Consider the following 20075-nt stretch of genomic DNA (forward strand, 5'->3'; position numbering starts at 1 on the left):
CGCCGCGCCCCGAGTCAGGGCACGACGAAGCGCCTGATGCTGTTCGACACCCCGGCCGGACCGGGCGCACGGTCGAACTCGACGGACACCGCCCAGCCGCTGTCCGCCTTGTCGACACGAAACAGCGCAAAGCCGTCACCGGGCGCCGGAAACCAGCTCTCGACCGAACACCGATAGCGACGCGTCACACCCCCCGCGTCGGCGGCCTCGAAGGCGAATGCGTCGACGCGCGCGAAGTCGTCGGGCACGGCATTGGCGAAGGGATAGGGCGCGTACAGCGCCGGGCAGTGCACGGAGTGCGCGACCACCTGCAGGTCGCTGTCGTCGCGGGTCAGCACGATGCGCGTGACATTGCCGAGATGGGCGTCGCCGGACAGGAAGACGACGTCGCTGGTGCCGCGCTCGAACACGCCGGCCAGCAACCGATGTAGCGCGACCGGGTAGCCGTCCCACGCGTCGGAGCGAAGACTGGCCGCGCCGCCCGACGCCTGGGTTTCCAGCAGGCGCGGCAACACCATCGCGCTCGACACGAAGAAGCGCGGCCCGCCAGGCGATTGCTGCGCCAGCCAGGCCGCGATCGCCTGCGCCTGGGCTTCCCCCATGATGTCCGCCTGCATGGCGTCTGCCGCCAGCCGGGGCGCGCGCTCGAGACGGCTGTCCGCGAAGAAGAACGCGAAGCCGTCGAGTTCGGTCGATCTGAACAACGCATCGCCCTCCCCCGCCGCGGCCCTCCAGGGCCGCTGGTACCGGCGGAAAGCCGCCAGGCCGAGCGCCCGCAGTTCGTCGTTGCCCGTCGGTTCCCGGGGCGTCGCGCCGGCCGGGTCGGCTTCCCAGTTGTCGACGACCTCGTGGTCGTCCAGCACCATGTAGGCGGGCAGGCGGCCGAGCACCGCCCGCGAACCGCGGGCTCCCAGGAAGTTCTCGTACGGCATGCGGAACCGGTCGTCCAGCCCGCGCGGGTCGAACAGGCCGGCCGTCGCGTCCACATAGACCTGGTCGCCGGCGAGCACGAGAAAGGCAGGCGCCGGGGATGGCGCCGTGGGCAGCAGCCGGTCGCGCAGGCGCAGGTACGACGCGTCGGACGGCCCGGCCTGCGCATGGCTCGGCATGCCGGGCGGCGTGCGGTCCAGCATGCCGCCCGGGTACTGGCAACTCGCCAGGACGAAGCTTCGCTGCGCCGCGATCACCGCGGGCCGATCGACGAGCGGTGTCGCGGGCAGCCGCAGGATGCCCGCTTCGAGCGCATCGTCGGCGCTGTCGTTCCAGGCCCACAGCAAGGCGTCGGCCATGTCGGGCGTGAGCTGGGGAGCCGCCGCGATCGCGCGCTGCAGCGCCTTGACGCGGAGCTTCGCATCGAGGTCGCCGATCAGGCGCGACTGGGGGTAGACCAGCATCATGAGCAGGCCATCGGTGCCGTCGGACAGCGAGGGCCGATCGATTTCGAACGACAGCTGCATGTTGTCGTGCTGAACGCCGGCCAGGGGCTGCACCACCTGCGCGAGTTCCAGCAGGTTGTCCCGGGTCGGTGCGACAGGCCCCGTCTCGCCCACCAGCATCAGGCGACCGTTCTTCCAGGCGACCGGCATCATCGCGGCGTGAAGCGGCCTGCCGCGTCCGCCGTCGTCGCCGAGCGCGAAGCGCAAGGTCGCGCCGGTGCTCATGATGTCCATCCGAAGCCCGAGCGTCGGCACCTGGCACACGTAGACCGCCGACGCCGTGTCGGGCTCGCCCGCCGGATCGGCCGCCGGCGCATCGGCCTCGATCGCGCCATCGAAGAACCGGATGATCTTGTCGAACACCGGCCGCGCCTCGACGCCGATCAGGCAGTCCTGATGGCCGAAGCCCGGCACGGGCTCTTTGTGCACCCGCCGTCCGGTCGCCTCGCTCATGACCTCGCCAAAGTGGGCGAGCGTCTCGACCGAGACCAGCCCGTTGTCCACGCCGTGCACGCACATGACCGGGAAGTCGTAGTTCTCGCGCAGGCGGGTCGGGTCGACGAATTCGTTGAAACCCTGGCGATCGGCGATCGAGCGGAACCGCGCGAAGTGGATCACCTGCGACACGGTCTGCAGGCTGAGCGGCCCGAAGTGGTCGTCGATGTGCCGCAGCATCTCGTCGGACACGTTGTTCACGCTGAAGTCGCGGCCGTACAGCGCGTCCATGCGGTGCCGGGTGGCGACCCAGGGCGTGCGGCGCCACGGTGTCCACAGCGGGTTCTCGCGATCGAACTCGGACTCGGGATAGGGCAGCGTGGCCAGCAGGCGGTCCGCCAGTTGCTCCGCCAGCCCCGGCGCATCCGACATGCGGAACTGGAAGCCGTCGAGCGACAGGTAGTGGCTCACGTAGCGCATCACGTAGGCCCGGAACACGTTGCTGGGCGTGAAGATCATCGCGGGCGGAACCTGCGAGATGACCAGGCTGCGGATCTTCGAATGCAGCCCGTCGCGCAGCGGCCAGAAGCTCTCGCCGTCGTCCTTCGGACCCAGCAGCGCCATGCCCAGCATGGCCGAACCCATGCAGTGGGCGAACACGTCGATGCAGGACTTGCCCGTGCTCGCCAGCACATGGGCGACGGCGACCGGGATGTCGGCGCGGGCAACTTCCTCGAAGCTCCACGCGTGCTGTGCGTGCGGCATGCCGGCGCTGGTCCGCATGTCGATGATCCAGACGTCGCGGCCCGCGTCCCACAGGGCACCGGCCAGGTTCGGCCGCACCGCATGGTGCGCGAAGGTGGTCCCGCTGGCGCTGTAGCCATGGATGAGAAGCACGGGTGTTTCCACCGCGACCTGGGCGCCCGCCTTCAGCTTCAGCACACCGGCGCGCTGCGACTCGCCGAAGGGATAGTGCGTGAGCCGCACCATGATCGGACGGCCGTCCGGCATCGCGCCGACCGGCAGTTCCACCACGACCGGTTGCGGCAGGCCCTTGACCAGCCCCGGCAGGCGGCGGATCTCGCGCGGCAGCGGCTTGTCGGGCGCGCGGAAGCTCCAGACGTGCACGTGCAGCAGGATGCGCAGCACATACAGGGCGAGCGACGCCATGTCGATCAGCGCGCTCGGCTGGTCCTGCTGCTTCACGATGCGCAGCAGCGGCATGCCCTGGTGCGCCAGGTAGGCCGGATCGAGCCGAAGCAGCGGGTCGGCACCGCCAGCCGCCAGATCGGGGAAGGCACTGAGCCTCACCTCCATCAGCTGCCGCCAGGGATTGGCACGGCGCGAATAGGTCAGCCGCTTCTCGCCCCGGATCGCCGCGCCGCGAAAGCGCTCGGCCAGCAATGCGATGGCCGGTTCGTCGGCGTGCGAGAGCACCTCATCGACCTGCAGCTCGTAGCTCATCAGCCGGACCGCACCGGCGCGCGAGCCCAGCTGCCAGGCGCTGAGCGCCCGGCTCTTGACCGCTTCGACGAACGTGTGCGTGCCGGCCGGTGCCGAAGCCCGGTTGGCCCAGAGATCCTGGAGCCAATGCACGGTGTCGCGCAGCCCGCGGTTGCGAAACCAGGCCCACAGGCTGCGCACCCGCCGCTCCCAGGGCGTGGACGCTTCCTGATGGAACACGCGCAGCGACCCCGACAGCCGGGCCACGAGCAGGGCGGTCGGGTCGTCGTCCCGCTTGTCCTCGTCCACACCCGGCTGCCTGCTGAAGATGCGGAGCTTGCCGGCATCGGGCGACAGGCGCAGCGTGGCGCCGGGCACCATCAACTGGCGCAGTTCGGTCGGCTCGAAGTGCATCGTCAGTTCGGCGTGCACCTCGCGGCCGAGGCCCTTGAGCGTCACCGGCCCCGACAGCCGTTCGAGCACTTCGACCACCGTGGGCTGCGGCTTCTGCCGGACCGGTTCGATCCGGAAGATCGGCCGCGGCGGCAAGGCCTTCCGCTCGCGCGGCTCGGTGAAGCCCCATGACGCGCGCAGTTCCCGCACGGCACGCAGCGCGACGCTGGCGATGGTCAGCGCCGGGTTGATGCCGAGCGAGGTCGGGATGACCGAGCCGTCGAGCACGACCAGCCCTTCATGGAAGCGCTGCGCCGACCCCGCCGGCGCGGCGCGGTCGAACACGCGGCCCGCGTGGTCCACCACGCCCGTGTCCACGCCATCGCCCATCGGACAACCGCCCAGCGGATGCACCGTGAGCAAGGGCCCGTTGGCACCGTCGAAGAGGTAGTCGAGCTTGGCCGGCAACGGCCGCCAGACCGGGTTGGGCAGCACCCGCCCCTTGATCGGCGACCGGTCCAGCATGTCCTGCAGCGCCGCGTGCTGCGCCAGAAAGGGCGGGTGGTCGCGCAGCCGGGGCCAGCGGATCGAGACGGCACCGTCGCCGGCCTCGGGCGAGGTGTCGTCGCGGTTCATCGTCAGCAGGCCATCGGCCGGGTCGCGGCTCATCATGACCACCAGCAGCGACTTGCGCATGCGCTCGGCATCGATCGCGCAGGGATCGGTCGCCACCGAGTCGCCGGGACCATGCACGCGTTCGTCGCTCTCGCCGAGCAGGTGCAGGTTGGCCGAGGTCGTCACGACCTCCTCGAACAGGCGGCGCAGCGCACCGGGCACGCCCAGGTCCTGCACCGCCATGCCGATCGCCTTGTCGCCGCGCAGGTCGACCAGGCCCGTGATGGTCGGCCCCACGCGATCGGCCGGCGGCACACCCGCGGGGGGCACGGTTTCGTCGCCGACGCAGTCGACGACGCCGGCCTCGGTGTCGCACACGGCCGCGATCATGTCGCCGTTGGCCGAGAAGCGATGGCCGAGCCGCGGCGAGAAGCGAAGCGCGTCGCTCTCCGAGCGCATCAGGATCTCGGACGAGCCGAGCGTGCCGGCGGCCAGCACCACGTGCTCGGCGCGCAGCACGAAGGGCGCGCCCTGGCGGCGGCGCAGCGCCTCGTCGGTATGCACCAGATGCAGGTTCCACAGCGGCGGGCCGTCGGCGCGCGCCTGCTTCTCGATGCGCAGCACCGTGGCGCCGGCGAATATCAGGGTGCCGTTGCGCACGGCCTCGGCCAGCAGCGTGACGTCGAGCGACAGCTTGGCGTTGTGGTTGCAACCCGTCGCGCAGTCGCCGCACCGCACGCAGGTGTCCATCTGCACGCCGGCGATGGTCCGCGGGGCCTCGGCCAACGCGACGGTGATGGGAACGGCGCTGAATTTCGCTGGCGCCAGCTGGCCGAGCACGTTGTACTTGTGAGGCGCCGGGTCGCGCACGCCGTCGCTCGCCACGGTGTGCGTCGCGCCGAGCCGGGTCAGCAGCTCGGCGCTGCAGGCCGCCAGCTGATCGCGCGCCGCCGGCTCGCGCAGCGCCTCCGGCCAGGCCGGATCCGCGAAGACCTCGGGCTCGGGCATCAGCATCACGCCCGCGTTGATGAGCGAGCCGCCACCCACGCCGTTGCCGACCACGGCGCTCACGTCCGCGCCGACACGCACGTCGAACAGCCCTTCGCGGTAGCCCCGTGGGCCACCCGTGTCGCCGGTCGTGAAGCGCACGTGCGAAGGCAGGTCGGCCACGCGAGACGGAAAGCTGCCCTGCAGGTACTCGCGCCCGCGCTCCAGCACGCAGACGCTCTTGCGCGCCGACATCGCAGACAGCTCCGCGGCGACCACCGCACCGCCGTAGCCGCTGCCGATGACCACGGCGTCGAAGTCGGCGACCGACTCGACGCGCGAGGCGCAGGCGGAGCGCTCGAGGATCAGTTCTTCGAGGCCGCGCGACAACCACCGCGTCGCGCGCGCACCCTCCCTTGCAAGATCAGCCTGTTCCGGAACCCCTTCTGCGTCTGTCGTCATCGTGTGCTCCATTTCGAATCTCTTCCTGGATGGCACTGCACAGGAGGTCGACGGCGACGGGCTTGTGAAGAATGCGCACCCCCGTGGCATGCGCCTGCTGCAGGCGCCCCTGCTCGATGTCGCCGCTGACGAACAGCGCGCGCAGCTCGGGGCGGATCCTTCTCAGCTCACGCAGCGCCTGGACGCCGTCCTCGTCGCCACGCAGACGCAAGTCCGCCAGCAGGATGTCGGGCCGCGTGCTCTCGGCCAGGGTGACGGCTTCGGCGATGCCGCCCGCCAGCGCGACTTCGGCGCCGAGCGCCTGCAGCAGGGACTGCATGCCCCTGCGCACGGCCTCCTCGTCGTCGAGCACCAGCACGCGCAAGCCCGCCAGCGAAGTGCTGCCGACGGCGGACGCGGGCCGGTCCGACATCGGCAGCACGTAAGAGGCGGCCGGCAGCTCGAGGCTGAATTCGGTGCCGACGCCGATCGCCGAGACCATGCGAAGCTCCAGCTGCAGCAGACGCGTCAGGCGCCTCACGATCGACAGGCCCAGCCCCAGCCCCTCCGACCGGTCGCGCTCCGGATTGCCGACCTGATAGAACTCCTCGAACACGCGGGCGTGTTCCGATTCGGCGATGCCGACACCGGTGTCCCGGACATACAGCGTCCAGCCGACCGGGTGCGGGCCGGACTGCACCGTCACATGCACGCTGCCCGAGGTGGTGTACTTGATGGCGTTGTCGATGAGGTTGCGCACGATGCGCCCGAGCAGCAGCTCGTCGGTCTCGGTCATCGCGTTGGACGGACATTCCATGCGCAGCGACAGCTTCCTGGCTTCGGCGCGGGGACGGCACTCGTGGTCGAGCCGCTGCAGGAAGGTCACCAGCGAGAACCGCGCAGGCCGCACCGGCACCACGCCCGCGTCGAGCTTGGACATGTCGAGCAGCGCGTCGAGCTGCGCGCCCAGCGCCTGCAGCGCCGTGCTCATGTGCTGCGCGATCTGGCGGCTGGCCTCGTCGAGCGTGCGCATGGTCAGCGCCGCGCCGAACAGCGTCAGCGTGTGCATCGGCTGCCGCAGGTCATGGCTGGCCGCGGCCAGGAAGCGGGTCTTGGCCCGGTTGGCGGCCTCTGCGTTGTCGAGCGCCGCACTCAATTGCCGGTTCAGTTCCACCTGCTGCTGCCGGATGTCGAAGGACTCCTTGAACAGGTGGAAGGTGTCGCGCGCCAGCGCGACCAGGAGCCCGCCGAAGACGACGATCAGCACCGCCGTCGAAACGCCCGTCCAGCGGTGGGCGTCGGTGCTGGAGCTGAACATCCAGGCGATCGACAACGGCGCGAGCGTGGGGACGACATAGGCCAGGAATATGGGGCGGTAGCCCGCCGTGGTGGCCACCGAGCCGGCGCAGAGCCCGAGCAGCAGGATCGACAGGAACGCCTTCTCGATGCCGTCGAGCGACGGCAGGAAGATCACCGAGGCACCGTGCACGACGCCGTTGATGGCGCTCAGCCAGATGGCGATCTTCAGCTTCTGCGCGAGATCGAGCCGTGTGTCGCCGTACAGCCCGCCGAGCACACGCCAGCGCACCGCAAGGATGACGGCGACCAGCGCGAGCCAGAGCCATGCGACCCAGGAATAGTCGAGCCGTCCGGCCGCCATGAACGCCAGCAGCGCCGCGGTGGCAAAGACCGGCAGCGGCGCCCGCTGACCTTGTGTGGCGAGGAGACGCAGCAATTCATCCTCGAGGACGTGGCTGCCCGGACCGGCGTCCGGCGCCGGAACCGCACGGGGAGCAGCCGCCGGGTTCACGAGGAGACTTGCGCAAAGAGTCCGAGTTCATGCGCGCGGTACATCGCCTGCGTGCGCGAGTTCACGCCGAGCGCCTGGTAGACCGCCCAGAGGTGGGCCTTCACGGTTCCCTCGGCCATGTCCAGTTCGCGCGCGATGACCTTGTTCGCCTTGCCCTGCAGCAGGCACCGCAGCACCGCGCGCTGGCGCGGGCTGAACGAGCCGGCGTCGCTGCTCGCGCTGTGGGCCGGATAAGGCGCATCGATCGCGTGGTCCAGCGCGATCGAGGGCAGGTAGATGCCGTTGGAAAGCACCAGGCGCAGCGCCTGGATGGTGATCGCGGGGTCGGTCGTCTTGGGTATGTAGCCTGCCGCGCCAGCCTCGATCACGCTGCGGATCAGCGTCGGATCCTCGTCGGCCGAAACCACGACGACGCAGGCCGACTCGAAGAGCGCCTTCACGTCGCGCAGGGCGTCCAGCTTGCTGATGCCGGGAAGGTTCATGTCGAGCAGGACCAGCTCGGGCTGGTAGCCGGCCGCATGCAGCGCCCGGACATCCGGCACCGCACTCACGTCCGCCGCCTCGATGCTCGGATCGAGCGCCGAGAGAAGCGCTCGCAGGCCCTGCCGGAACAAGGGATGGTCATCGACGATGAGAACGTGCATGAAAGCTCTGGAAGACCCGGGAAATCCGGCAATCATAGGCGCAGCCCCTGCGGCTCCTGAATAAACCAAGGCTTAGCCGACCGGCAAGAAAGAGGGGCGCGACGGCGTGCGATGCGCGAGCCCATAGGCCTTGCGCACCAGGTCGATCTGGCGGTTGCAACCCATCTTCATCTTGAGCGAATTGATCTGGGTACGCACCGTGTGGATCGAGAGGCCGCGGCTGGACGCATAGCGCTTCGGCAGCTCGCCCGCGACCAGCGCGGCGAGCACGCGCGCTTCGGCATGCGTGATGTCGAAGGCCTCGCAGAAGTGCCCCGGCGTCAGGTCGCCGAGCTCCTGCGTGCCCCGCAGCTCGAGGCGCAGGCCCTGTTGCTCGGCGGCGGATACCGCGTGGTATTCCGTGACGGGGCCGCTGCCCTCCCAGGTGCGGATGGTCAAGCCTCCCAGCAGGCCGGCCAGGTCGCGCGGCAGCATGACTTCGACCTTCACCATCGACCGCGACGCCCCGTGCTGCGGCACCCTCGCCGTCGCCGGGCTGGCGTCGCAGGCGGATGCGAGTGCGCGCAATATCTGATGCCCGGCCTGGCGACGCTGTGCGTCCTCGAACTGCGCAGGCGTGTGACTCGGGGGCATCAGGACGGCATTCATGTCGACTCCTAGGAAGATGCCCAACGCTAATGGTTGCCGGGCATGGAGCGTCATGGCCATTGGATTATCCAAATGGATGATTCACCGGGGCCCGCGATTTAGATAGGGTGCGTGCGCACACGCAGTGCGTCAGCGGTGGGAGAAGCTCGCCGGCCGCTTCTGCAGGAAGGCCGACGTGCCTTCGTGCGCGTCCTCGCTGTCGAACACCAGGCTGATCATCGACCGCTCGTAGTCGAGCGCAGCCTCCAGCGGCATCTCGGCGCCGTGCAGCATCGACTTCTTCAGCAGCCTCAAGGCCACGCGGGGCTGCCCGGCGAGGCGCCGCGCCAGCGCCATGGCCTCGTCCCGCAGATCGTCTTGCGGGACCACGCGGTTGACCAGCCCGAGCGACAGGGCCTCGCCCGCATCGATCGCGTCGCCGCAGAACATGAGCATCTTGGCCTGGCACAGCGGCAACTGGCGCAGCAGCCGTTGCGATCCTCCACCACCGGGGAACAGGCCGAGCTTGATCTCGGGCAGGCCGATGCGCGCGCGTTCGCCCAGCAGCCGCAGGTCCAGGCACAGCATGAATTCCATGCCGCCGCCCAGCGCCCAGCCGTTGACCGCCGCGATCGTCGGATGCCGGCATGCCTCGAACCGGCGGAACACGCGCTGCAGCACTTCGGCGAATTCCTCGTAGTGCTGCAGGCCGCGCCGACGCGACAGGTCCTCGATGTCGCCGCCCGCCATGAACACGCGGTCGCCGGCACCCGTCACCACGACGGCGCGCACGTCCGGGTCCGCATCGGCCGCGGTGATGGCCTCTTCCATGGCCAGCAGCATCGGCAGGTCGAGCGTGTTGAAGCTGTCCGGCCGGTTCAGGGTGATGACCGCGACCGCGTCCTCCTTGTGCAGCAGGACGCGCGGCGGCGCATCGGGCACGGCCTCGTTCCGGCTGCCCGTGGTGGCCGCGCGGCCGGCCAGCGCGGCCTCGATCTGCGGCAGCCGGTCGGCACCGAAGAACGACTCGCCGTCCACCTCGACGAAAGGAGAACCGAAGACCTCGCGCCGGATCGCCTCGTCGACCGCCTGGCCCAGCAGCGCCTTGGTTTCCGGCAGCGCCAGCATCGTTTCGATGGCCGCCGCGTCGCCGAGCGCGGGCGCCTCCTGCGCGGCCCAGCCGGCGATGAGCGCCAACTGGTCGATCGGCGCGGCGTCCCGGAAGTAGCCGCGCATGACACGCTGCGCGAAGCGCACGGCCGCCACCGGGTCGGCACGATCGATCAGATGGAAGGCCCGCGCGGCGAGCTGCGTGGTCACCGGGAAGCCCGGCGGCAGATGGAACGGAACGCCCATGAACCGCGCCGACCGGTCGAAGTCGCGATGCATGTAGTCGCGCTTGACGCTGTTGCCCAGGGGCGCCGGAAGGTCCAGCGCGCGCAGCACCGCGAACAGCAGCACCGGCCGCCAGCGCACCGTGCGCCCGTGGCGGGCCGCCAGCGCATCGATCTTCTCGGACAGGAAATAGGCGTAGGGCGATGCGAAGTCGAACCAGAAATCGATCGGCTCCGCGCGGGTTTCGGGCGCCGCTGCGCCAGGGCCGGTGGCGGTCATCTGGCAGCCGCCGCAGCCGGGTGGCGCAGCGCACCGCTGGGCGGCAGCGCGCACGCCTGCCGGTATTCGGCGGCCATCCGTTCGACCAGCGCGGCCACGGTCGGGATGTCGTGGATGGTCGCCACGCCCTGCCCCGCGCTCCAGAGATCCTTCCAGAGCCTGGCCTCCGAGTCGTTCAGCGAACTGAAGCCGGGCGCCTTCGGCGGCAGCGTCGCCACGTCGATGCCGAAGCGTTCGAGGGACGGCCGGAGGAAGTTCGCGTGCACGCCCGACAACCGGTCGGTGTAGACCAGGTCCGCGACCTTCGCATCCACGACCATCCGCTTGTAGTCGTCCTGCGCCTGCGACTCGCGCGTCGCCAGGAAGCGCGTGCCGACGTAGACCATGTCGGCGCCGAGCGTCTCGGCGGCCCGGATCTGGAAGCCGTCGTTGATGGCGCCGCCGAGCACCAGGCAGCCGTCCCAGAACTCGCGGATCTCGCGCACCAGCGAAAAGGCGCTCTGGTTCGATGCGTGGCCGCCGGCGCCGGCGCCCACGCAGATCAGCCCGTCCACGCCCGCACTGACCGACTTGCGCGCATGGTCGGCGCTCGTCACGTCGCAGAACACCGTGCCGCCATAGGCATGCACGGCCTCGACCACCGGCGCCGGGTTGCCCAGGCAGGTGATGACGAAAGGCACGCGGTGCGCCACCACCACGTCCAGGTCGGGCGCGAGGCGCGCGTTGGTGCGATGCACGATCAGGTTGACGCCGTAGGGCGCCACCGCCGCCTCGGGATGCGCCGCACGGTGCGCACCGAGCGCCTGTTCGATCTCGGTGAGCCAGACGTCGAGCTGCTCGGCGGGCCGCGCGTTGACGTGCGGGAAGGTCCCGACCACGCCGGCCTTGCACAGTGCGGTGATCAGCGGCGGGAAGGACACGAGGAACATCGGCGCACCGATCGCGGGGATCGACAGCGCGTTCTGGAACAGGCGGGGCAATGGCATGGTGTCTCCGTGGTCGTTCTGATGATGGACAGCGATCAGGCGCTTGCCGGCCGGCGCATGAACATGATCTGGCAATGGCCGGTCTGGACCTGCACGCGATGCTGGTTGCGCAGGTCCAGGCGCAGGCTGACGATGCCGCGGTCGGGCTTGCGGGTCGGGCGCATGTCCAGCACCACGATGGATGCGCGCAGCGTGTCGCCTGGCCGCACGGGCGCCTCGAAAGTCCATTGCACGCCCAGCAGGCCGAGCACGGTCTCGTCGAACAGGCCGGCCCGCGCGCCGAGCCCGAAAGCCATGCCGAGCACCATCGGCCCGTGCGCGATGCGCCCGCCCACGCCGGCCTCCTGGGCGAAGACCTCGTCGGTGTGCAGCGGGTTGAAGTCCCCGCTCAGGCCCGCGAAGGTGCCGATGTCGGCCTCGGTGATGGTGCGGCCCGGCGTCTCGACGACACGGCCGGGTTCGAAATCCTCGTAGTACCAGCCCATGGGCGTCTCCGGTTGGAAGTGGGTTGCATGACGGCGTTGCACCAGCTCAGCGCGGATCAGGCCGATCCGGCGCGCGCCGGTGCGTCGCGCTTCTTCCAGCTGCGCAGGTCGCGCATGCCCGGCAGGCCGCGCGGGTCCACGCCCTGCGGAAAGATCTGGTGCTTCTGGATCTTCTGCGTGGCCGTGGTCGGTATGCGATCGGTCACCCAGACCCAGCCGGGCGCCTTGTAGTACGCCAGCTTGCTGTTGCAGAAGTCGAACAGCACGCGCACCGCCACGTCGGCGTCGACCGCCAGCCCCGTGCCGCCGACCGCACCCGCGCGCAGCACCAGGCAGGCCAGGACTTCCTCTTCCCGAATGTCGTCCGGCACCGCCAGGACGGCCACCTGGTCGACCAGCGGGTGCGTCTGCAGCAACGCCTCGACCTCGGCCGCGGCGATGTTCTCGCCGGAGCGGCGGATGATGTTCTTGCGCCGGTCGACGAAGTGCAGCATGCCGCCCGCATCGCGCGTCACGATGTCGCCGGTGTGGAACCAGCCGCCGCGCCAGGACTGCTCGGTCGCCGCATCGTCGTCGAGGTAGCCGCTGAAGAAGTCCTTGCGCGGCGTGGCCGCGGAATGCCGGATGGTCATCTCGCCCTCGGCACCCGTCGGCACCTCGACGTCGGCATCGTCGACGAGCCGCACCTCGACGCCCGGCTGCGCGCGGCCGAAGGCACGCGTGCCGACCTGGCGTGGCGGATGGTTGTCGATCATCGCGCGGACCATCTCGGTCATGCCCCAGATCTCGATCAGCGGAAAGCCGAAGCGCGCCTCGAAGGCCGCGTGGCGCTGCGGCTCGACGCCGGCGCCGATCGCGAAGCGCACGGCATGGTTGCGGTCCTGCGGGCTTTCGGGCTGCCCCAGCAGCATCGGCACCACGACCCCGAGGTAATGGACCACCGTGGCACGCGACTCGCGCACCTCGGTCCACCAGCGCGATGGCTGGAACCGGTCGGTCTGCACCTGGCAGTTCCCCTTCAGCATCACGCAGAAGAAGGAGAAGATCGATGCGTTGACGTGGAAGACCGGCAACGGGTTGTAGAGCCGTTCGCACCCCTCGCCGAAGCTGCAGAGGCCGTCGCGCATGGCGTACCAGGCGCCGGACGCCAGCTCGTAGCGATGCGACAGCACGCAGCCCTTGGGCCGGCCCGTGGTGCCGGACGTGTAGAGCACGCTGGCGGGCGTCTGGCCCTCGGGCACGATGGACGAGGCACGTGCGCGCGCCGCGGGCAGGCCCGGGCCGAAGTCCTCGAAACGCGCGACCGCCGGCTGATGGCGGGCTTGCGCCATGCCCGCGCGCAACAGCGGCTCCAGGCCTTCGATGCACACCACCAGGTCGATGCGCGCATGGTCGATGACATAGGCCAGCTCGCCCGCGCGGTGGTCGTGGTTCAGCGGCACGCAGCACACGCCCAGCGCGTTCATCGCGAGCTTGTGCAGCAGGTGCTCGGGCCGGTTCTCGAGCAGCAGGCCGATGCGGTGGCCGACGCCGTAGCCGGCATCACCGTAAGCCTTCATCAGGCTGCGCACCACGCCTGCCGCGTCGCCGTAGCGGATCTCCATGCCCTCGGCCGCATAGGCGCGCGCCGGGTTGGCCGGCACGGCGAGGAAGGCATGGCCCGCATAGGCCTCGGCGGCGCGGAAGAAGGTTTCGCCGATGGTGGACCGTTCGTCGATCTCGATCATTCTGTTGTCTCCTGGTGGGTCGGTGCGCCGCCGTGCTCAGAGGCGCAGCACCCCGTAGCCGGCGTCGTCGCTGAACGGTGCGTTGAGCGACGCCACGATGGCCATGCCCAGCGCATTGCGGGTGTCGACCGGATCGAGGATGCCGTCGTCCCACAGCTCGGACGTGGAGTAGTAGGCGTCGCTCTCGGCCTCGAAGCTGCGCAGCACCGGGTCGCGGATCGCGGCGATCTGCTCGGACGAGAGTTCATTGCCCTGGCGCTGCAGCTGCCGCACCTTCACGTCGGCCAGCGTGTTGGCGGCCTGTTCGGCGCCCATCACCGCGATCTGCGACTGCGGCCACATCCAGAGAAAGCGGCCGTCGAATGCGCGCCCGCACATGCCGTAGTTGCCGGCGCCGAACGAGCCGCCGACGATCACGGTGAACTTGGGCACCGTGCAGCCGACCTGCGTCATGATCATCTTGGCGCCGTCCTTGGTGATGCCGCGCTCCTCGTACTCGCGCCCGACCATGTAGCCCGTGATGTTCTGCAGGAAGACCAGCGGCGTGCGGTCGCGGTCGCACAGCCGCATGAAGTGCGCGGCCTTGAGCGAGCTGTCGTTGAACAGCACGCCGTTGTTGGCCAGGATGCCGACCTTGCAGCCCCAGATCCGCGCGTAGCCGCAGATCATCGTGGTGCCGTAGCCCGGCTGGTATTCGTGGAACTTGCTGCCGTCGACCACGCGCGCGATCACCTCGCGCATGTCGAAGCCGGTCTTCCAGTCGGTCGGCACGATGCCGTAGAGCTCGGCCGGGTCGTAGTAGGGCGGCTCGGCCTCCACGCGGTCGATGCGCTGCTTCTCGATGGGTGTGGTCTGCGCCAGGATGTCGCGCGCGATGGCCATGGCGTGCGGCTCGTCGTCCGCCGCGTAGTCGCAGGTGCCCGACACGCTGGTGTGCATGTCCGCGCCGCCCAGCGCCTCGGCCGTGACGACCTCGCCCGTGGCCGCCTTCACCAGCGGCGGCCCGCCCAGGAAGACGCCGCCGTTGCCGCGCACGATCACGCTGTAGTCGCACAGCGCGGGGATGTAGGCGCCGCCCGCCGTGCAATGGCCCAGCACCACCGCGATCTGCGGCACGCCCATCTTCGAGAGCGTGCACTGGTTGCGGAAGATGCGCCCGGCCGCCTGGCGGTCGGGGAACAGCGCCGACTGCAGGGGCAGGAAGCCGCCCGCGCTGTCGCACAGGTGGATCACCGGCAGCCTGTTCTCGATCGCGATGTCCAGCGTGCGGACGATCTTCTTGACCGACAGCGGATACCAGGCGCCACCCTTGATGCTCGGATCGTCGGCATGGATCATCACTTCGCGCCCCTGGATGATCCCGATGCCCGACACCTGGCCGGCGCCATGCACCTCGCCGTCGTATGCGCGGTTGGCGGCCAGCGTGCTGAGTTCGAGGAAGGGCGTGCCGGGGTCGAGCAGCAGGTCGAGCCGCTCGCGCACCGTGAGCTTCTTCTGGCGGTGCAGGCGCTCCAGGTCGCGCGCGGGCCGCTCGAAGCGGGTCTTGTGCACCTGCGCCCTGAGCGCCTCCACGCGCTGGGTCATGGCGGCATGGTTCTGCCGGTAGCTCGCGCTGCCGGTGTCGATCTGGCTCTGGATGCGGCTCATGCGGCGGCCTCCTCGACGGCGATGCGCACCAGCGTGGCACCGCGCTGGAAGGTCTGGCCCGCTGCGAAGGGCAACTCCACCACGACGCCGTCGGCCGAGGCATCGATGGTCATCTGCAGCTTCATGCTCTCGATGACCAGCAGGGGGTCGCCACGGCGCACCACCTGGCCCTGCGCGGCATGCAGCGACACGACGACGCCGGGCATCGGCGCATGCGAGGCGCCGGCGCCGGCCGCCGCAGCCGTTCCGCTCGAGCGCGTGGCGTCGACGCGGTCCACCCGCCACGCCCGCCCCCGGAGTTGCACATAGACCGCATCGCCGTGCGCGGCGGCGTGCAGGCGCTCGCTGCGGCCGTCGACGGTGGCGACGAAGCTGCCCTGGCCGGCCGCCCGGACGGGCACGCGAACGGCATCGACCTGCACGCTGTCGCCCTGCGGCATCACGCGGTGCCGCACCGCGGGTTCATGGGTGAATTGAAAGGTTGTCATGAAGGCTCTCGAAGGAATCAATTGCGCCATGCACCCATCGATGCATAGGGTTCGGGAACGGCCCGTGCGGCGGGGTCGGGTGCGGCACTGGCGGCCACCGCCAGCACGGCCTGCCGCTCGGCATCGGTCAGCGGCTGGTGCGCCAGCTCGGCGCGATGGCGCTCGAGAAAGCCGGTGTCGGTCTCTCCGCGTGCGAAGGCCGGGTGGCGCAGCACGCGCGCCAGGAAGTCGTTGTTGATCGTGACGCCCAGCATCGTCGTCTCCGCCAGCGCGGTCCGCATGCGCGAGATGGCGAGCGTGCGGTCGGCGCCGTGCACCACCAGCTTGGCCAGCATCGAGTCGAAGTCGGCCGTGACGGCCGCGCCTTCGGTGACGCCGCCATCGAAGCGCACGCCCGGCCCTTGCGGCGCACGCAGCAGCAGCACGCGGCCGGTGTCGGGCACGAAGCCCGCGTCGGCGTCCTCGGCCAGGATGCGGCATTCGATCGCGTGGCCGGACCACGCGACCTGCGCCTGCGCCAGGGGCAACGCCTCGCCCTGCGCCACGCGCAATTGCAGCTCGACCAGGTCGAGCCCCGTCACGAGTTCGGTCACCGGGTGTTCCACCTGCAGGCGCGTGTTCATCTCCAGGAAGAAGAACTCGCCGTCGGGCGACACGATGCATTCGACCGTGCCCGCATTGACGTAGCCCGCCGCGGCGGCCAGCCGCACGGCGGCGCCGCAGATGCGCTCGCGCAGCTCCGGCGCGAGGCCCGGCGCCGGGGATTCCTCGATGAGCTTCTGGAAGCGCCGCTGGATCGAGCACTCGCGCTCGCCGAGATGGATGACGTGCCCCTGCGTGTCGCCGAAGACCTGGACTTCGATGTGGCGCGGCTGCTCGACGAAGCGCTCGGCGAAGAGCCGGCCATCGCCGAAGTAGCGCTGGCTCTCGCCGCGCGCCGTGACGATGGCCGCCGCCAGGTCCTGCTCGCGCCGCACGATCTGCATGCCCTTGCCGCCGCCGCCGGCCGCGCCCTTGATGAGCAGCGGGAAGCCGACTGCGCGTGCCCGCTCGGCAAAGGTCGACGGATCGTCCGCTTCGTCCGCGGAAGGCGTGACCGGCACGTCGTGCTGGACCGCGAAGCGCCGCGCGCTGATCTTGTCGCCCATCAGCTCGATCACCGACGCCGGTGGCCCCACGAAGATCAGTCCGGCGTCGGCCACCGCCTGCGCGAAGGCCGCGTTCTCCGACAGGAAGCCATAGCCGGGGTGCACCGCGTCGCAGCCGCTGTCGAGGGCCGCGCGGATCATGGCCTGCGCATCGAGCCAGGCGGCCACCGGGGGATCGCCGAAGACCTCGACCGTTTCGGTGGCGGCCGACAAGGCCGGACCATGGCGGTCCTGCCGGTGCCAGGGCACGACGGTGTCGATGCCCAGGCGCTGCGCGGTGCGCACGATGCGCAGCGCGATCTCTGCACGGTTGGCGATGAAGAGCTTGCGGATGAGGGTCATGAGGACGGCTTGCGCCTGGCGGCGGATCGGGTGGAAACGGGAGGTGCGGAAGCCACGGAAGCGATGGCGCGCGGCTGCGCGTCCGGGCCGGCCGCTGCGGTGGGCGCAATGGCGTTGGTGGTGGCGGCCACGATGCGTTCGAGCCGTTCGAGGCGGCGCTCGATGTCGTCGCGCCCGTTGCCGGCCGTGTCGGCCGCAGGCAGGCCCTGGCCGACCGGATCGGCCGGTGCCGAGCCGCCCGCAAGCAGCCCCTGCATCAGCATCGCGGTGTAGCGGTCTGCCGTGGCTTCGACATCGATGCTGCCGCGCCCGTAAAGCAGGGCCCACATGCGATGCTCGATGCCGCCATACACCATGCTGCGGACCAGTTCGGCGTCGGTATCGGCCGGCAGTTCGCCCTGCGCCACCGCCTCTCGCACGGTGCGCAGCAGGAAGGAGGTGTAGCGCACGTGCAGGTCGTGCAGCACCGACTTGAAGTACTCCGGGCTGGTCCGGACTTCATGCAGCACGATGCGCGACAGGTTGGGCTCCTCGATGTACACCCGCAGATGGCGCCACACCAGGAAGCGCAGCCGGCTGCGCAGGCCGACGATGCGCGAGAAGCCGTCGGCGATGTCCGCGATGAGCGGCTCGTACATGCCGCGCAGCACCTCGTTGAGCAGGTCCCGCTTGGTCGGAAAGTAGGAATACACCAGGCCTTCGACCACGCCGACGCGGGTCGCGATCTCGCTGACCGATGCGCGCTCGAAGCCCTTGTCGAGGAACACCGCGCGCGCGGCAGCCAGGATCTCCGCGGCCCGGCGCAGCCGGCGCGGCGTCGGCTTGCCGGCGGTGTTCGGCACGAGCTGCGGCGCCTGCGCTTCCGGCAGGGGCGTGGACGGCGCGGCGGATGCAACGGCACTGGTTGCCGCCTTGGCAGTGGTCGTCCTGGAGAGATTCTTGGCAGTGGATTTCATGGGAGGCCTTCGAGCAATGCGGTCGGAACCTCCACCGGGAGGTCGAGCAGCATTTGAGCAAAAGCCTTGCCCTGCGGGTCGTAGCGCAGCGATGCGATGCCACCGCCGCCCAGCGCGTTCTCGAGCGTGAAGTTGAGCGCCAGAAAGCCCGGCAACGCGTAGCGCGTGACCCGCCCGCCGCACACGTGCGCGAAGTACGCCGCCACGGTGGCGGCGTCGAGCGTGCGCAGGAGCAGTTCATAGGCCTCGGGCGAACGCGCGATCACGCCGATGTTCGCCATGTCGCCCTTGTCGCCGCTGCGGCCATGGGCGATGCGGATCAACGGCACCCGCTGCGTCGGCCCGGTGCCCGGCGTACCGACGAACGGAATGGGCGCTGCCTCGGCAGCCGGCGCCGGCGCGGACGCCGGCACGGACTCGGCGAAGCCCAATGGCTCGCCATCCACGCTGACGCGCGCGACCACGCTGCGCCGGTCGGTCAGCATCGAGAACAGCCGCACCACGGGCGATGGCGACGGACGGCCGGCCGCAAAGCCGGTGATGCCCTGCGCCATGGCCGTCGCCGACGGCGCGATCTCGCGCGCCAGCAGGTCGAGCGCGGCGCGCGACGCATGCTTGGCCGCGATCTTCAGCACGACTTCGCGGGTGGCCTGGGCTCGCGCATGCGGGCCGTAGGTGGCTTCGGCGCCGAGCACCTCGAGGCTGGTCTCGGTGAAGTCGGGCAGCCCGCGCTCGGCCATCAGCCGGCGGCAGCGCGACAGGATCGACTCGCCCACGCGCTGCGCCTTGCGGGCCGCATCCGCGCCGCCGATCATCAGCGTGCCGAGCAGGCGCCAGCCGTCGGCGAAGGTCGCGCTCACCTTGTAGCTGCCCGGCGCCGGGCCGCCGCGCGCGCCGCTCACGCGCACGCGGTCGGTGCCGTCCTGCGCCAGGCGCACCTGCGAGAAGTCGCAACGCACGTCGGGCAGCAGATAGGCCGTCGGGTCGCCGATCTCATAGACGATCTGCTCCGCCACGGCAGCCGGGCTCACGAGCCCGCCGGTGCCGGGCGGCTTGGTCAGCACGAGGCTGGCGCCGTCGGCCTCGCATTCCACGATCGGAAAACCCATGTCGTCCCAGCCCGGCACACGCTCCCAGTCGGTGAACAGGCCGCCGGTGGCTTGCGCCCCGCACTCGATCACATGGCCGGCCAGGCTGCCCGTCGCCAGGCGGTCCCAGTCGTCCCAGGCCCAGCCGAATTCATGCACCAGCGGGCCGAGCGTGACGGCGCTGTCGACCACGCGGCCGGTGATGACGATGTCGGCACCCGCGTCGAGCGCCGCGGCAATGGGCTGCGCGCCGAGATAGGCATTGATGCTCAGCAGGTTCTCGGGCATGGGCGCGCCGCTGAACATCTCGCGTGCGCCCGCCGCGCGCAGCTCGGCGGCGCGGTCCGACAGGTCGTCGCCTTCCACCACGGCGATGCGCAACGCGATGCCCTGCGCGTCGAGTTCCTTCTTCAAGGCGTCGCGGCAGGCGGCCGGGTTGATGCCGCCGGCGTTCGACACCACGCGGATGCCGCGCGAACGCAGCTCCGGCGCCAGCGCGGCGATCACGCGAACGAAGTCCGGCGCGTAGCCAGCGTCGGGCGACTTGGCCTTGGCGCGCGCCAGCAGCGACATCGTGATCTCGGCCAGGAAGTCGAACACCAGGTAGTCGATGTCACCGTGCCGGACCAGTTGCGCCGCACCGGCCTCCGAGTCGCCCCAGAAGCCGCTGGCGCAACCAATGCGCAACGGGCGGGTGCGGCGTGGCGTCGAAGCGGCGGGGCCGGCGGTCATCGCGGTGCTCGGGTCGATCGTGCTCATCGTG

Annotated in this window: 13 protein-coding genes; all 13 read right to left on the reverse strand. The window is 70.3% G+C overall.

Features of this window, described 5'->3' with window-relative positions:
• Window positions 1-14: 14 nt before the first annotated feature.
• A complete protein-coding gene (locus AC07PZ_RS13655) occupies window positions 15-5771 on the reverse strand; it encodes an alkaline phosphatase D family protein (RefSeq protein ID WP_495295631.1) in 5757 nt (1918 codons plus the stop codon).
• Entirely contained in the window at window positions 5734-7485 is a 1752-nt protein-coding gene (locus AC07PZ_RS13660) for an ATP-binding response regulator (RefSeq protein WP_495295632.1), read from the reverse strand. Before AC07PZ_RS13660 ends, AC07PZ_RS13655 begins: the two co-directional genes overlap by 38 nt.
• A gap of 71 nt (window positions 7486-7556) precedes the next feature.
• A complete protein-coding gene (locus AC07PZ_RS13665) occupies window positions 7557-8204 on the reverse strand; it encodes a response regulator (RefSeq protein WP_495295633.1) in 648 nt (215 codons plus the stop codon).
• Between the two features lie 72 nt (window positions 8205-8276).
• Window positions 8277-8852, reverse strand: coding sequence for a helix-turn-helix transcriptional regulator (locus AC07PZ_RS13670; RefSeq protein ID WP_495295634.1), 576 nt, complete (start codon window positions 8850-8852; stop codon window positions 8277-8279).
• A gap of 129 nt (window positions 8853-8981) precedes the next feature.
• Window positions 8982-10445 carry an enoyl-CoA hydratase-related protein gene (locus AC07PZ_RS13675; RefSeq protein ID WP_495295635.1) on the reverse strand — a complete coding sequence of 488 codons (1464 nt, stop codon included), beginning with the start codon at window positions 10443-10445 and terminating at the stop codon, window positions 8982-8984.
• Window positions 10442-11431 carry an NAD(P)H-dependent flavin oxidoreductase gene (locus AC07PZ_RS13680; RefSeq protein ID WP_495295636.1) on the reverse strand — a complete coding sequence of 330 codons (990 nt, stop codon included), beginning with the start codon at window positions 11429-11431 and terminating at the stop codon, window positions 10442-10444. The genes AC07PZ_RS13675 and AC07PZ_RS13680 overlap by 4 nt, the downstream gene beginning before the upstream one ends.
• Window positions 11432-11466: 35 nt before the next feature.
• A complete protein-coding gene (locus AC07PZ_RS13685; RefSeq protein ID WP_495295637.1) occupies window positions 11467-11916 on the reverse strand; it encodes a MaoC family dehydratase in 450 nt (149 codons plus the stop codon).
• Between the two features lie 56 nt (window positions 11917-11972).
• The gene (locus AC07PZ_RS13690; RefSeq protein WP_495295638.1) at window positions 11973-13643 is read right to left on the reverse strand and encodes an AMP-binding protein; all 1671 of its coding nucleotides are present in this window, start codon (window positions 13641-13643) and stop codon (window positions 11973-11975) included.
• 36 nt (window positions 13644-13679) lie between these two features.
• Window positions 13680-15290, reverse strand: coding sequence for an acyl-CoA carboxylase subunit beta (locus tag AC07PZ_RS13695; RefSeq protein WP_495295639.1), 1611 nt, complete (start codon window positions 15288-15290; stop codon window positions 13680-13682).
• Window positions 15287-15778: an acyl-CoA carboxylase biotin carboxyl carrier protein subunit gene (locus tag AC07PZ_RS13700; RefSeq protein WP_495295640.1), complete on the reverse strand. Its 492-nt coding sequence runs from the start codon at window positions 15776-15778 to the stop codon at window positions 15287-15289. Before AC07PZ_RS13700 ends, AC07PZ_RS13695 begins: the two co-directional genes overlap by 4 nt.
• Before the next feature lie 17 nt (window positions 15779-15795).
• Complete coding sequence (locus tag AC07PZ_RS13705; RefSeq protein ID WP_495295641.1) at window positions 15796-17268, reverse strand: acetyl-CoA carboxylase biotin carboxylase subunit; 1473 nt, start codon at window positions 17266-17268, stop codon at window positions 15796-15798.
• Entirely contained in the window at window positions 17265-18224 is a 960-nt protein-coding gene (locus tag AC07PZ_RS13710; RefSeq protein WP_495295642.1) for a TetR/AcrR family transcriptional regulator, read from the reverse strand. The genes AC07PZ_RS13705 and AC07PZ_RS13710 overlap by 4 nt, the downstream gene beginning before the upstream one ends.
• Window positions 18221-20071 carry an acyclic terpene utilization AtuA family protein gene (locus AC07PZ_RS13715; protein ID WP_495295643.1) on the reverse strand — a complete coding sequence of 617 codons (1851 nt, stop codon included), beginning with the start codon at window positions 20069-20071 and terminating at the stop codon, window positions 18221-18223. The genes AC07PZ_RS13710 and AC07PZ_RS13715 overlap by 4 nt, the downstream gene beginning before the upstream one ends.
• Window positions 20072-20075 lie beyond the last annotated feature (4 nt).

Source organism: Variovorax sp. GW821-FHT10B04 (assembly GCF_059415645.1).